The sequence below is a fragment of the Halomonas sp. THAF12 genome (assembly GCF_009363675.1).
Lineage (GTDB): Bacteria > Pseudomonadota > Gammaproteobacteria > Pseudomonadales > Halomonadaceae > Halomonas > Halomonas smyrnensis.
The window spans coordinates 1,502,347-1,514,883 of record NZ_CP045399.1 but is presented as its reverse complement, the minus strand read 5'-3'; the positions used below and the strand labels follow the sequence as shown (position 1 = coordinate 1,514,883).

Genomic DNA, 12,537 nt, shown 5'->3' with positions numbered 1-12,537 from the left:
CGAGACATGCGCCCAAAAAGGGCCGCCCGGTGGGCGGCCCTTTTTACATGACGACTGACATGACGGCATGGCGCCGATCGAGCGACGCCCCGCCCGACTCAGGATGCCTCGCCGTCTTCCGGCACGGCCAGCGCCTCGGCGTCGTCATCGGGCGCCTCAGACGCCTCTTCACCGTTTTCCCCGCTGCTTGCTTCGGCGCTCTCTTCGCTGCTTACTTTTGTACCTTCTACGACGCTCGCGTCTTCCGCTGCCTGAGCCTCCGGCTCTCCGGCTTCCGCCGCGCTTGCTTCGGCGCCTTCACCAGTGCCTTCTGCCGCAGACGCCGCGTCGCCGGCCCGATCGACCGGCTCGTTCACGGCATCATCGCCGCCCGCCGCTTCCGGCGACGCCGCGGCCTCGCCTTCACCGGATGAGGGCGCGGCGTCAGGCGCTGCCGGCGGCGCGTCGGGCGCGCCAACCTGCGTCGCCACGTCCTCGGAGAGCTCGCGGCTCAGGTCGCGGGCCCGCAGCACGTGGTGCGCCATCACCAGCGAGTGATTGGCGAACAGGCCGAAGCCGGAGCCATTGAGGATCACCGGGCTCCACAGTCGGCGCTGGCTGAGCTCGAGTTCGGCCAGCAGGGCCTCCCAGCGCATCGCCAGCCCGGCCGCCTCGATCCGCTCGGCCTGGTCGCGGCGCACCGCCTCGAGCAGGCGATGCAGGGCCCAGGCCTGGCCGCGGGCCTCGAAGAAGACGTTATCGAGCCGGTACCAGGGCGTCTCCGTGGGCAGCCCCTCGGTGTCGAGATCCAGCCCGGCCAGCGCCTCGGGGCTGCCGACACTCGCGGAGAGGCGCCGCCCCATGTCGTCGAGACCTCGGGCCACACCATTCAGCCAGGCGGCGAGGCCCTGGGCGTCGGCGGCGAAGCCGGCCTGGCCGCCGGCCACCGCCTGACGATAGCCGTCGAGCGCGGCGCGGGCCTGCTCGAGGCGATGCTCGGTGGAGGGATAGAACCAGTCGTCGGCGTCGCCCTCCAGCGCGGTGCGGGCGGCATCCAGCGCCGAGGCGTCGCCGCCGGCGATGGTCGGCAGCGACTGGCTCATCCAGCGCGCCTGGTCGAGCACGCCGAGCTCCCAGGCCGGCATGTTGTCCAGCCACAGCCCCGGCGGCGCCAGGTCGTTGCGCAGGTAGCCGCCCGGCTTGTCCAGCAGCGTGGTCACCAGCGACGACAGGCCGTCCACGGTGGCCGTGCCGGAGGCGGGGCCGGCGATCGCCGCGGCATCGTCGGCCGGCACCTCGGCCTGGGTCGCCTCGAGGGCCGGCGTGCGGCTCCACCAGACCCCGAGGCCAAGCGCCACCACCAGCGCGATGATCAGCGCCGCCAGCAGCGGCTTCCAGATCCAGCCATATTGCGGACGCTCCAGCGCCTCCTTCCTGCGGCGGCGCCGGTCGGCCGCCTGTCGCTTCAATGCCATGATAGAATTTCCCTGACGATGTGGGCCCGGAATCCGCCCGAGCTGCGACGACGCGGCGCATACCCCCACGCCCCGCCGCTACGTTATCCTGAGCGCGCCGGATGCCGGCTCGGCACTGCACGCCCCTGCATCAGATCATAGCGGTCAACGCCGCGGAACCCCATGCCCCGCCAAGGGTCACACGCTCGCCGCCGATTCACGGCCTCGGCATTGACGCCACGACACCCGCCTCAAGATCAAGGAACGCCCCGTGCTTCACCTTCGCCGCCTGCCATGCCTGCTCGTCCTGCTGTGGATCCCGCTGCTCGCCCAGGCGCAGTGGTTCGACAACGGCGACGACGGCGACTTCCTGCCCGTCGAGGAAGCCTTCCAGCCCAGCGCCTGGCACGACGGCGAGACGCTTTCGATCGGCGTCGAGAACGCCGACGGCTACTATCTCTATCGCCACCGCTTCAGCGTCGAGAGCGACACTCCCGGCGTGACCCTCGGCGAGCCTCGGCTGCCGGCCGGCCAGGCCAAGACCGACGAGTTCCTCGGCGACGTGCGGGTCTTCTACGACCGCGTCGTGTTCACGGTGCCGATCGAGCACCGGGGCGAGGGAATTCCCGAGGGGCCGTTCGATGTGACCTTCGGCTTCCAGGGCTGTGCCGACGCCGGCCTCTGCTATCCGCCGGAGACGGTGTCGCTGCAGGCGCCCGAGGGCCAGGCACCGGCCGCCTTCGCCGATGCGCCCCCCGACCGGCCGGTCGCGACCGACATCGACACCCGGCCCGACAGCACCGCCCGGCCCGCTTCCGGCGCGCCCGCGGCCCCGGTCAGCGAGGACGGCCGCTTCAGCGCCCTGCTTGAGGAGGCCAGCCTGCCGCTGGTGCTGGGCCTGTTCTTCCTCGCCGGTCTGGGGCTGACCTTCACCCCCTGCGTGCTGCCGATGATCCCTATCCTGTCCTCGATCATCGTCGGCCAGCAGCCCCGCCGCCCGCGTGCCTTCGCCCTGTCGCTGTCCTACGTGGCCGGCATGGCGCTGACCTATGCGGTGGTGGGCGTGCTGATGGGCAGCTTCGGCGCCGGGCTGAATCTCCAGGCGCGGCTGCAGTCGGCCCCGGTGCTGATCGGGTTCGCCGGGCTGTTCACGCTGTTCGCCCTGGCCATGTTCGGCGCCTTCGACCTGCGCCTGTCGTCGCGGCTGTCGGGGCGCATCGAGGCCTGGCAGACCCGCGCCCAGAAGAGCGGCCCGGCCGGCCTGGCACTGGCCGGTGCGCTCTCGGTGCTGGTGGTCTCGCCCTGCGTGTCGGCGCCGCTGGCCGGCGCCCTGGTGTTCATCTCTTCCACCGGCGATGCGGCGATGGGCGGCATCGCCCTGCTGGCCCTGGCGCTCGGCATGGGCGTGCCGCTGCTGCTGGTCGGCACCTTCGGCCCGACCCTGCTGCCGCGCACCGGCGCCTGGATGAACGGCATCAAGGCCGCCTTCGGCATCCTGCTGCTGGGGGTCGCCGTGTGGCTGATCGAGCGCCTGGTGCCTGGCCCGGTGGCCCTGCTGCTGTGGGCCGCCCTGGCCATCGGCACGGCGCTGACCCTCGGCGCCCTGAGCCTGAACGCGCCCCAGGGCTGGGCGCGCGCCCGCCAGGCGCTGGGCATCCTGCTGCTGGTGTGGGGCGTGACCCTGGTGATCGGCGCCTCCCGCGGCGCCGAGGATCCGCTGCGCCCGCTGGCCCGTCACGGCGCCCCGGCGCTGGCCGAATCCGGCCCCGGCGCCCCCGAGCCGGTGACGGTGGTCACCCGGCTCGACGAGCTGGACGCGGCCCTGGCCGCGGCCGAGCGACCGGTGTTCGTCGACGTCACCGCCGAGTGGTGCATCTCCTGCAAGGTCATGGAGCGCGAGGTCTATCCCGACCCGGCCGTGGTCGCGGCGCTGTCCGGCTTCGAGCGCATCGAGGTCGACGTCACCGAGACCGACGCCGCCAGCCGGGCGCTGCTGGAGCACTACGCCCTGTTCGGACCGCCGAGCCTGCTGTTCTTCGACGGCGGTCGCGAACTGCGCCAGGCCCGCATCCAGGGCGAGGTCGACGCCGACCAGCTGGCCCGCCATCTGGAGGGCGTGAGCGCCTCGCTCGACGGCGCCGCCGCCGCGGGCTAGGGTTCATTGGCGAACGCCGTTCGGGCCGCTGGACATCGCCCGGGAATTTCGGCAAACTCCGCCCACACCGCTTTTCGAGGCCAATAGAGACGACAAGAGACGAGATCTTGTCGCGATCTATAGCAAGTTAGCCAAGGTTGACTGCGACGGCCGTTATCCCGAACTCACCATTGAGACGACGTCATATGGATATTCGCAAGGTCAAGAAGCTGATCGAGCTGCTGGAAGAGTCGAACATCAGCGAGATCGAGATCCAGGAAGGCGAAGAGTCTGTGCGCATCAGCCGTCACCCGAACGGCACCGCCTACCCGCAGCCGGCCGCTCCCGCCTGGCCGGCTGGCGCTCCGGCTCAGCCCGCCGCCCCGGCACCGCAGGCGCCGGCCGCTGCCGCCGAGCCCGCCGAACAGGGCCCGTCCTACCAGGGCCAGGAAGTCCTGTCGCCGATGGTCGGCACCTTCTACCGCGCCCCGGCCCCGGGCGCCAAGCCGTTCGCCGAAGTCGGCCAGAGCGTCAAGAAGGGGGAAACCATCTGCATCGTCGAGGCGATGAAGATGATGAACCAGATCGAGGCCGATCGTGACGGCGTCATCGAGGCCTTCCTGGTCGACGACGGCGAGCCGGTCGAATTCGAGCAGCCGATGGTCGTCATCTCCTGATCCCTTCACCCACATTGGCGGACCCCATCATGCTGGACAAGGTTCTCATCGCCAATCGCGGCGAGATCGCTCTGCGTATCCTGCGTGCCTGCAAGGAGCTCGGCATTCGCACGGTCGCGGTCCACTCCAAGGCCGACCGCGACCTGATGCACGTGCGCCTGGCCGACGAGGCCGTGTGCATCGGCCCGGCCTCCTCCGCGCAGTCCTACCTCAACATCCCGGCGCTGATCAGCGCCGCCGAGGTCACCGACTCGAGCGCCATCCACCCCGGCTACGGCTTCCTCTCCGAGAACGCCGACTTCGCCGAGCAGGTGGAACGCTCCGGCTTCACCTTCATCGGCCCCCGCGCCGAGACCATTCGCCTGATGGGCGACAAGGTCAGCGCCATCGAGGCCATGAAGAAGGCCGGCGTGCCCACCGTACCGGGCTCCAACGGCCCGCTGGGCGACGACGAAGGCGAGATCCTCGCCACCGCTCGCCGCATCGGCTATCCGGTGATCATCAAGGCGGCCGCCGGCGGCGGCGGACGCGGCATGCGCGTGGTGCACACCGAGGGCCACCTGCTCTCCGCGGTGACCGTGACCCGCACCGAGGCCCACTCGGCCTTCGGCGACGGCACCGTCTACATGGAGAAGTTCCTCGAGAACCCGCGCCACGTCGAGGTTCAGGTACTGGCCGACGGCCAGGGCAATGCCGTCCACCTCTATGACCGCGACTGCTCGCTGCAGCGCCGTCACCAGAAGGTGCTCGAGGAAGCCCCGGCCCCGGGCCTCGACCCGGACGCCCGCGCCCAGGTGCTCAAGGCCTGCACCGATGCCTGCATCGAGATCGGCTACCGCGGCGCCGGCACCTTCGAGTTCCTGTACGAGAATGGCCAGTTCTTCTTCATCGAGATGAACACCCGCGTGCAGGTCGAGCACCCGGTCACCGAGATGGTCACCGGCGTCGACATCGTCCGCGAACAGCTGCGCATCGCCTCCGGCCTGCCGCTGTCCGTGAGCCAGGACGAGATCGAGCTCAGCGGCCACGCCTTCGAGTGCCGCATCAACGCCGAGGATGCCAGGACCTTCATGCCCTCCCCGGGCAAGGTCACCCTCTACCACCCGCCGGGTGGCATCGGGGTGCGCATGGACTCCCACGTCTACACCGGCTACTCGGTGCCGCCGCATTACGACTCCCTGATCGGCAAGCTGATCACCTGGGGCGTCGACCGCGAGACGGCGCTGACCCGCATGCGCAACGCCCTGGACGAGCTGCTGGTCGAAGGCATCAAGACCAATACCGACCTGCACAAGGATCTGGTCCGCGACGGCTATTTCCAGCAGGGCGGCGTCAACATCCACTACCTGGAGAAGAAGCTGGGCCTCTGAGCCCGGTCGGCACTCCTCCGGCAGCGGGGCGGCTTGGCCGCCCCGCCGTCGTTTCACCACGCGATTCCCGGGAGTTCCCATGCCCTGGCTGCAACTCAAGGCCCGCATCGCCCCCGAGCAGGCCGACCTGCTCGAGGAACTGCTGCTGGACGAAGGCGCCACCGCCATCACCCTCCAGGACGCCCAGGACGACCCGCTGTTCGAACCCGAGCGCGGCACCACGCCGCTGTGGGACGAAACGGTGCTGACCGGCCTCTACGACGACCTCGAGGGCCTGCCCGCGATGCTCGAGCGCCTGGCCGGCGCCTGGTCCGAGGCCATGCCCGGCGAGCCCTGTCCCGAGATCGAGCATGAACTGCTCGACGATCGCGACTGGGAGCGCGCCTGGATGGACGACTTCGCGCCCCTGCAGATGGGCCAGAAGCTGTGGATCGTGCCGAGCTGGCACGAGGCGCCGGACCCTCAGGCGGTCAACCTGCATCTCGATCCCGGCCTGGCCTTCGGCACCGGCACCCACCCCACCACGGCGCTGTGCCTTTCCTGGCTCGACGACCTGGCCGTGGCCGGCGAGCTCGGCGGCCGCGAGGTGCTGGACGTGGGCTGCGGCTCCGGCATCCTGGCCATCGCCGCGCTCAAGCTCGGCGCGAGCTCGGCCCGGGGCACCGACATCGACCCCCAGGCGCTCGCCGCCAGCCGCGACAACGCCGAGCGCAACGGCGTCGAGGAAGACGACTTCTCGCTCCACTATCCGGAGCAGCTCGACGCCACGGCGCGCTTCCCGGTGGTGATCGCCAACATCCTGGCCGGCCCGCTGGTCGAGCTGTCCGGCGAGATCGCCGGGCGCGTGGCGCCGGGCGGCCGCCTGGCGCTGTCCGGCATTCTCGAGACCCAGGCCGACGAGGTGCGCGAGGCCTACGAGGCGCGCGGCCTGATCATGGACGAGCCCGAGGTGCGTGAGGGCTGGGTGCGCCTCACCGGACGGCGCGCCGCCGAGGGCTGACCGCACCGTCGCCGCCGCGTCCGGCGCCGACCACCGTGTGCAGGGCGACGCCCTGCCGCACGTTGCTCCTTCACCCAGGCCATCGGGGGGCGTATGATATGTCCCCCCTTCGAACCATCGATCTCGACCATGCCCGATTCACGCCCCCTGCCTCGCATCGGCGCTCATGCGTTGCCGAACCGGGTGATCCTGGCCCCCATGGCCGGCGTCACCGACCGTCCCTTCCGCGCACTCTGCCGGCGGCTGGGCGCGGGCCTGGTGGTGGGCGAGATGGTGACCTCGGACCCGAACCTGTGGCACACCCGCAAGTCGCGCCTGCGCATGGACCATCGCGGCGAACCCGGCCCCCGCGCCGTGCAGATCGCCGGCGGCGACGCCGAGATGCTCGCCGAGGCGGCGCGGCTCAACGCCGAGATGGGCGCCGAGATCATCGACATCAACATGGGCTGCCCGGCGAAGAAGGTCTGCAACAAGGCCGCCGGCTCCGCGCTGCTGCGCGACGAGGCGCTGGTGGCCGAGATCCTCGAATCGGTGGTCGCCGCGGTGGACGTGCCGGTGACGCTGAAGATCCGCACCGGCTGGTGCGCCGACAGCAACAACGGCGTGCGGGTGGCCAAGCTGGCCGAGGACGCCGGCATCCAGGCGCTGGCCGTGCACGGCCGTCACCGCCAGCAGCGCTACGGCGGCGAGGCCGAGTACGACACCATCGCCGCCATCAAGGCCGCGGTGAGCCTGCCGATCTTCGCCAACGGCGATGTCGATTCGCCGGAGAAGGCCCGCCACGTCCTCGACTATACTGGAGCGGATGCGGTGATGGTCGGCCGGGGTGCCCAGGGCAACCCCTGGATCTTTCGCGAGATCGACCACTACCTGCGGCACGGCCAGCGCCTCGCGGCGCCCGACGACGCCGAGCGCGCGGCGGTGCTCCACGGCCACCTGGTGGCCCTGCACGACTTCTATGGTGAGCACATGGGCGTGCGCATCGCCCGCAAGCATCTCGGCTGGTACCTGGCCGGCGATGTGCGCCTCGACGACGACGGACGACGCGCCCTGCGCGCCACCTTCAATGGCCTGGACAGCGCCGCTGCCCAGTGCCGCTTCATCGACGAACTCTTTCGTCATGACCCCGCCACGGCGCCGCACCGTGTCGCCCGGGCCATGACGCCGGATGGAACCTGTGCCGCATGACCAGCAGCCAAGCCCTTGACCAGAATTCCGCGCTGACCGAGCTGGACGCCCGAGCCTCCCGTCGCCTCGACGAGGCCGACGGCAGCGCGCTGAGCCCCCACGGCGACATGCCCCTGCGCGAGGCCGTCGACGCCGCCATGCGACGCTACTTCGACCACCTCGACGGCGGCGACGTCACCGACCTTCACGCCATGGTGATGGCCGAGGTCGAGGCGCCGCTGCTGGCCTCGGTGCTCGAGAACGCCCAGGGCAACCAGACCCGCGCCGCCGAGATGCTCGGCCTCAACCGCGGCACCCTGCGCAAGAAGCTCAAGCACTACGGGCTGATCTGACTCCCCGCGAGGGCGCCATCGAGCGCCCTCGCTTGCGTTTTGTTCCCTCAACGCCCAACAGAGTGACCTTCATGTCCCAAGCCTCTTCCACTCCGGTCCGTCGCGCCCTGATCAGCGTGTCCGACAAGACCGGCATCGTCGACTTCGCCCGCGGCCTCAGCGACCAGGGCGTCGAGCTGCTCTCCACCGGCGGCACCTTCCGCCTGCTGCAGGAGAACGGCATTCCGGTCACCGAGGTCTCCGAGCACACCGGCTTCCCCGAGATCATGGACGGCCGCGTCAAGACCCTGCATCCGAAGATCCACGGCGGCATCCTCGGTCGTCGCGGCCAGGACGACGCGGTGATGGCCGAGCACGACATCGCGCCGATCGACATGGTGGTGGTCAACCTGTATCCGTTCTCGGCCACCGTGGCGCGCCCGGACTGCACCCTCGAGGACGCCATCGAGAACATCGACATCGGCGGCCCGACCATGGTCCGCTCCTGCGCCAAGAATCACGCCTACACCACCATCGTGGTCGACGCCGGTGACTACGGCCGCGTGCTCGAGGAAGTCGCCCGGGGCGGCATGCAGCAGGCCACCCGCTTCGACCTGGCGGTCAAGGCCTTCGAACACACCGCCGGCTACGACGCCGCCATCGCCGACTACCTCGGCCAGCGCGTCGAGGGCGGCGAGGACGGTTTCCCGCGCACCTACAACCTGCAGTTCCACAAGAAGCAGTCCATGCGCTACGGCGAGAACCCGCACCAGTCCGCGGCCTTCTACGTCGAGCCGAACTGCCAGGAACCGAGCGTCTCCACCGCCGAGACCCTGCAGGGCAAGCCGCTGTCGTTCAACAACGTGGCCGATACCGACTCCGCGCTGGAGTGCGTGAAGAGCTTCACCGACACCGCCTGCGTGATCGTCAAGCACGCCAACCCCTGCGGCGTGGCCGTCGGCGCCAGCCAGCTCGAGGCCTACGACAAGGCCTTCGCCACCGACCCGACCAGCGCCTTCGGCGGCATCATCGCCTTCAACCGCGCGCTCGACACCGAGACCGCCCGCGCCATCATCGACCGCCAGTTCGTCGAGGTGATCATCGCCCCCGGGGTCGAGGACGCGGCCCGCGAGATCGTCGCCGAGAAGAAGAACGTGCGCCTGCTCGACATCTCCGCCCACTGGCCCGGCGAGCGCGAGCACGCCCACGACCTCAAGCGCGTCACCGGGGGCCTGCTGGTCCAGGACCGCGACCTGGGCATGGTCGGCCGCGACGAGCTGACCGTGGTCACCGAGCGCGTGCCGTCGGAGCAGGAGATGCGTGATCTGGCCTTCGCCTGGAAGGTCGGCAAGTACGTCAAGTCCAACGCCATCGTCTACGTCAAGGACGGCCAGACCATCGGCGTGGGCGCCGGCCAGATGAGCCGCGTCTATTCGGCCAAGATCGCCGGCATCAAGGCCGCCGACGAGGGCCTCTCCGTGCCCGGCTCGGTGATGGCCAGCGACGCCTTCTTCCCGTTCCGCGACGGCATCGACGCCGCCGCCAAGGCCGGCATCACCGCGGTGATCCAGCCCGGCGGCTCCATGCGCGATCAGGAAGTGATCGACGCCGCCAACGAGGCCGGAATCGCCATGGTCTTCACCGGAATGCGTCACTTCCGCCACTGAGCTGCAAGCTGCAAGCTGCAAGCTGCAAGCTGCAAGCTGCAAGCTGCAAGCTGCAAGCTGCAAGCTGCAAGCTGCAAGTCAGCAGCATGAAACCGCCCGAAGCAAAAGAAACCCCGAAGGCCAGGGCCTTCGGGGTTTTCTCGTAGCTCGGCGCTTGTAGCTCGGCGCTTAGGCGCCCAGATCAATACACAGATACTTGGTCTCGAGGAACTCCTCGATGCCCTGATGGCCGCCCTCGCGGCCGAGGCCGGAGGCCTTGACCCCACCGAAGGGCGCCGCGGCGTTGGAGATCAGCCCGGTGTTGATGCCGACCATGCCGTACTCCAGCGCCTCGGAGACGCGCCAAACGCGGGCCAGGTCGCGGGAATAGAAGTAGGAGGCCAGGCCGAACTCGGTGTCATTGGCCATGGCCACGGCGTCCTGCTCGTCATCGAACGGGAACACCGCGGCCAGCGGGCCGAAGGTCTCCTCGGTGGCGACCTTCATGCTGCCGTTGGCGGCGTTGATCAGCGTCGGGGTGAAGAAGTTGCCGCCCAGCGGGTGCGGATGGCCACCCAGCAGCAGCTCGGCGCCATGATCCACGGCGTCCTGAACGTGCTCGGAGACCTTCTCCACCGCGCGGTCGTCGATCAGCGGGCCGATGTTGACGCCCTCGTCGCTGCCGTTGCCCACCTTCAGCTCGCTGTTCATGGCTACCGCCAGCTTCTCGCAGAAGGCATTGACCACGCTGGACTGCACCAGGAAGCGGTTGGTGCACACGCAGGTCTGACCGGCGTTGCGGAACTTGGCGGCCATGGCGCCTTCCACGGCGGCGTCCAGGTCGGCGTCCTCGAACACGATGAAGGGCGCGTTGCCGCCGAGCTCCAGCGAGATCTTCTGCACGTGGCGCGAGGCCTGGCTCATCAGCTCGCGACCCACCTCGGTGGAGCCGGTGAAGGTGATCTTGCGCACCAGCGGGGACTCGGTCAGCGCCGCGGCGATCTCCGAGGCGCGCCCGGGCACCACGTTGAACACGCCGCGCGGCACGCCGGCGCGCTCGGCCAACAGCGCCAGCGCGGTGGCGGAGAAGGGTGTCTGGCTGGCCGGCTTGACCACGAAGGTACAGCCCGCGGCCAGCGCGGCGCCGGCCTTGCGGGTGATCATCGCCGCCGGGAAGTTCCACGGCGTGATGGCGCCGACCACACCGATCGGCTGCTTGGTGACCAGGATACGCTGCTGGGCCTGGGCGGCGGGAATGGTCTCGCCGTAGACCCGGCGGGCCTCCTCGGCGAACCAGCGCAGGAAGCTCGCCGCATAGGCGATCTCGCCGGCGGCTTCCTTGAGCGGCTTGCCCTGCTCGAAGGTCATGATCATGGCCAGGTCGTCCTGATGCTCGAGCATCAGGTCGTGCCATTTCATCAGGATATCGGCCCGTTCCTGGGCGGTGAGGGCGCGCCAGGCCGGCAGGGCCGCATCGGCGGCGGCGATGGCGCGTTCGGTCTCGGCGCGGCCGAGCCTCGGCACGTCGCCCATCGATTCGCCGGTGGCGGGATTGATCACATCGATCTGCTCGCCGCTGTCGGCGGCGACCCAGCTGCCGTCGATATAGGCGAACGGGCAATAGAGCTGGGTTTCCTTCAGGGCTTCCATGTTTGACTCCTGGGGTGCGGCCTTGCGGGGATGCATCTCATGCTAAGCGCAAGCCCCCCGACACGCCAACCGCTCATCCATGAGCGTCATTCAACCCTGCCGCCCCGCCGCGGCAGTGGAGTCAGGCCGGGCGACGCGCCTCGCGGGAGTCGGAGAGCGTGATCGACACCGAATCAGAGAAGCGCAGCGCATGGGGCTTGTCGATCTCGACCTGCGCCGCCAGCACCTGCTCATCGCTCATCACCAGATCGAGCACCTCGCGGGTCATGCGTTCCAGCAGCTGGAAGCGGTTGTCCTCCACGAGGGCGATCACCTGCTTGGTGATGGTGCGATAGTTCAGCGCCTGCTCGATGTGGTTGAAGGCCACCGCCTTGTCGGCGCGATAGCGGATCACCATGTTGATCACCACGTCCTGACGATTCTGGATCTCCTCTTCCTTGATACCGATATGGGTCCTCAGGCGCAGATCCTTGATGCGGATCGTCGCCAGATCGTGATCGAGGTGCTCGTCGCCCAGCGCGTGCAGTGACATGTCGCTCTCCTTAGCGGCCTCAGCGGCCTTGAACCAGGGTCAGGAACTCCTGGCGCGTGCTCTGGTGCTCGCGGAAGGCACCGAGCATCACCGAGGAAGTCATGCTGGAATTCTGTTTCTCGACGCCGCGCATCATCATGCACATATGGCGGGCCTCGACCACCACCGCCACGCCGCGGGCGTTGGTGACCTGCTGTACCGCCTCGGCGATCTGGCGGGTCAGGTTCTCCTGAATCTGCATGCGACGGGCATACATGTCCACGATACGCGCAAACTTGGACAGGCCCAGCACCTTGCCCTGGGGCAGGTAGGCGATGTGGCACTTGCCGATGAACGGCAGCAGGTGGTGCTCGCACATCGAGTACAGCTCGATGTCCTTCACCAGCACCATCTCGTCGGTCTCGGAGGCGAAGACCGCGCCGTTGACGATCTCCTCCAGCGACTGCTGATAGCCATGGTTGAGGAACTGCATGGCCTTGGCGGCCCGCTTGGGGGTGTCACGGAGCCCCTCCCGTTCGGGGTCCTCCCCCAGTCCCTCGATGATCTGGCGGTAGTGCTTGGCGAGCTGTTCGGTCATGGTCAGGCCCCATGCAGAG

General features: G+C 69.3%; 11 protein-coding genes. 7 read left to right on the top strand and 4 right to left on the bottom strand.

Translation table 11 applies throughout. The features are described from left to right. Nucleotides 1–98: 98 nt before the first annotated feature. On the bottom strand, nucleotides 99–1,454 hold the full coding sequence (locus tag FIU88_RS06925; protein WP_152478670.1) for a DUF2333 family protein: 1,356 nt from the start codon (nucleotides 1,452–1,454) through the stop codon (nucleotides 99–101). 250 nt (nucleotides 1,455–1,704) lie between these two features. On the opposite strand from FIU88_RS06925, the gene dsbD reads away from it, so the two are divergent. The 7 genes from dsbD to purH all read left to right on the top strand — a co-directional run bounded on the left by dsbD (nucleotide 1,705) and on the right by purH (nucleotide 9,780). Next, nucleotides 1,705–3,588, top strand: a complete 1,884-nt coding sequence (gene dsbD, locus FIU88_RS06920; protein ID WP_152478669.1) for a protein-disulfide reductase DsbD — start codon at nucleotides 1,705–1,707, stop codon at nucleotides 3,586–3,588. A 185-nt stretch (nucleotides 3,589–3,773) separates the two neighbouring features. After that, nucleotides 3,774–4,244: an acetyl-CoA carboxylase biotin carboxyl carrier protein gene (accB, locus tag FIU88_RS06915; RefSeq protein ID WP_152478668.1), complete on the top strand. Its 471-nt coding sequence runs from the start codon at nucleotides 3,774–3,776 to the stop codon at nucleotides 4,242–4,244. 29 nt (nucleotides 4,245–4,273) lie between these two features. After that, nucleotides 4,274–5,614, top strand: coding sequence for an acetyl-CoA carboxylase biotin carboxylase subunit (gene accC / locus FIU88_RS06910; protein ID WP_016854542.1), 1,341 nt, complete (start codon nucleotides 4,274–4,276; stop codon nucleotides 5,612–5,614). Between the two features lie 79 nt (nucleotides 5,615–5,693). Then, nucleotides 5,694–6,614 carry a 50S ribosomal protein L11 methyltransferase gene (gene prmA / locus FIU88_RS06905; RefSeq protein ID WP_152478667.1) on the top strand — a complete coding sequence of 307 codons (921 nt, stop codon included), beginning with the start codon at nucleotides 5,694–5,696 and terminating at the stop codon, nucleotides 6,612–6,614. Nucleotides 6,615–6,743: 129 nt separating this feature from the next. Then, nucleotides 6,744–7,802 carry a tRNA dihydrouridine synthase DusB gene (gene dusB, locus FIU88_RS06900; protein WP_152478666.1) on the top strand — a complete coding sequence of 353 codons (1,059 nt, stop codon included), beginning with the start codon at nucleotides 6,744–6,746 and terminating at the stop codon, nucleotides 7,800–7,802. A 107-nt stretch (nucleotides 7,803–7,909) separates the two neighbouring features. After that, nucleotides 7,910–8,134, top strand: coding sequence for a DNA-binding transcriptional regulator Fis (fis, locus tag FIU88_RS06895; protein ID WP_235207488.1), 225 nt, complete (start codon nucleotides 7,910–7,912; stop codon nucleotides 8,132–8,134). 71 nt (nucleotides 8,135–8,205) lie between these two features. Then, nucleotides 8,206–9,780 carry a bifunctional phosphoribosylaminoimidazolecarboxamide formyltransferase/IMP cyclohydrolase gene (gene purH / locus FIU88_RS06890; protein WP_152478665.1) on the top strand — a complete coding sequence of 525 codons (1,575 nt, stop codon included), beginning with the start codon at nucleotides 8,206–8,208 and terminating at the stop codon, nucleotides 9,778–9,780. 168 nt (nucleotides 9,781–9,948) lie between these two features. Here purH and FIU88_RS06885 read toward each other — a convergent pair whose 3' ends face one another. The 3 genes from FIU88_RS06885 to folE all read right to left on the bottom strand — a co-directional run bounded on the left by FIU88_RS06885 (nucleotide 9,949) and on the right by folE (nucleotide 12,518). Further along, entirely contained in the window at nucleotides 9,949–11,409 is a 1,461-nt protein-coding gene (locus FIU88_RS06885) for an NAD-dependent succinate-semialdehyde dehydrogenase (protein ID WP_016854537.1), read from the bottom strand. 121 nt (nucleotides 11,410–11,530) lie between these two features. Continuing rightward, nucleotides 11,531–11,941: a dihydroneopterin triphosphate 2'-epimerase gene (gene folX, locus FIU88_RS06880; RefSeq protein ID WP_152478664.1), complete on the bottom strand. Its 411-nt coding sequence runs from the start codon at nucleotides 11,939–11,941 to the stop codon at nucleotides 11,531–11,533. 19 nt (nucleotides 11,942–11,960) lie between these two features. Then, nucleotides 11,961–12,518 carry a GTP cyclohydrolase I FolE gene (folE, locus tag FIU88_RS06875; RefSeq protein ID WP_016854535.1) on the bottom strand — a complete coding sequence of 186 codons (558 nt, stop codon included), beginning with the start codon at nucleotides 12,516–12,518 and terminating at the stop codon, nucleotides 11,961–11,963. Nucleotides 12,519–12,537 lie beyond the last annotated feature (19 nt).

Excerpts from the sequence above, each read along its gene's own strand:
- dusB (WP_152478666.1), top strand. The coding sequence starts at position 6,744 with ATGCCCGATTCACGCCCCCTGCCTCGCATCGGCGCTCATGCGTTGCCG.
- folE (WP_016854535.1), bottom strand. The coding sequence starts at position 12,518 with ATGACCGAACAGCTCGCCAAGCACTACCGCCAGATCATCGAGGGACTG.
- purH (WP_152478665.1), top strand. The coding sequence starts at position 8,206 with ATGTCCCAAGCCTCTTCCACTCCGGTCCGTCGCGCCCTGATCAGCGTG.
- accB (WP_152478668.1), top strand. The coding sequence starts at position 3,774 with ATGGATATTCGCAAGGTCAAGAAGCTGATCGAGCTGCTGGAAGAGTCG.
- accC (WP_016854542.1), top strand. The coding sequence starts at position 4,274 with ATGCTGGACAAGGTTCTCATCGCCAATCGCGGCGAGATCGCTCTGCGT.
- folX (WP_152478664.1), bottom strand. The coding sequence starts at position 11,941 with ATGTCACTGCACGCGCTGGGCGACGAGCACCTCGATCACGATCTGGCG.
- prmA (WP_152478667.1), top strand. The coding sequence starts at position 5,694 with ATGCCCTGGCTGCAACTCAAGGCCCGCATCGCCCCCGAGCAGGCCGAC.
- FIU88_RS06925 (WP_152478670.1), bottom strand. The coding sequence starts at position 1,454 with ATGGCATTGAAGCGACAGGCGGCCGACCGGCGCCGCCGCAGGAAGGAG.
- FIU88_RS06885 (WP_016854537.1), bottom strand. The coding sequence starts at position 11,409 with ATGGAAGCCCTGAAGGAAACCCAGCTCTATTGCCCGTTCGCCTATATC.
- fis (WP_235207488.1), top strand. The coding sequence starts at position 7,910 with ATGCCCCTGCGCGAGGCCGTCGACGCCGCCATGCGACGCTACTTCGAC.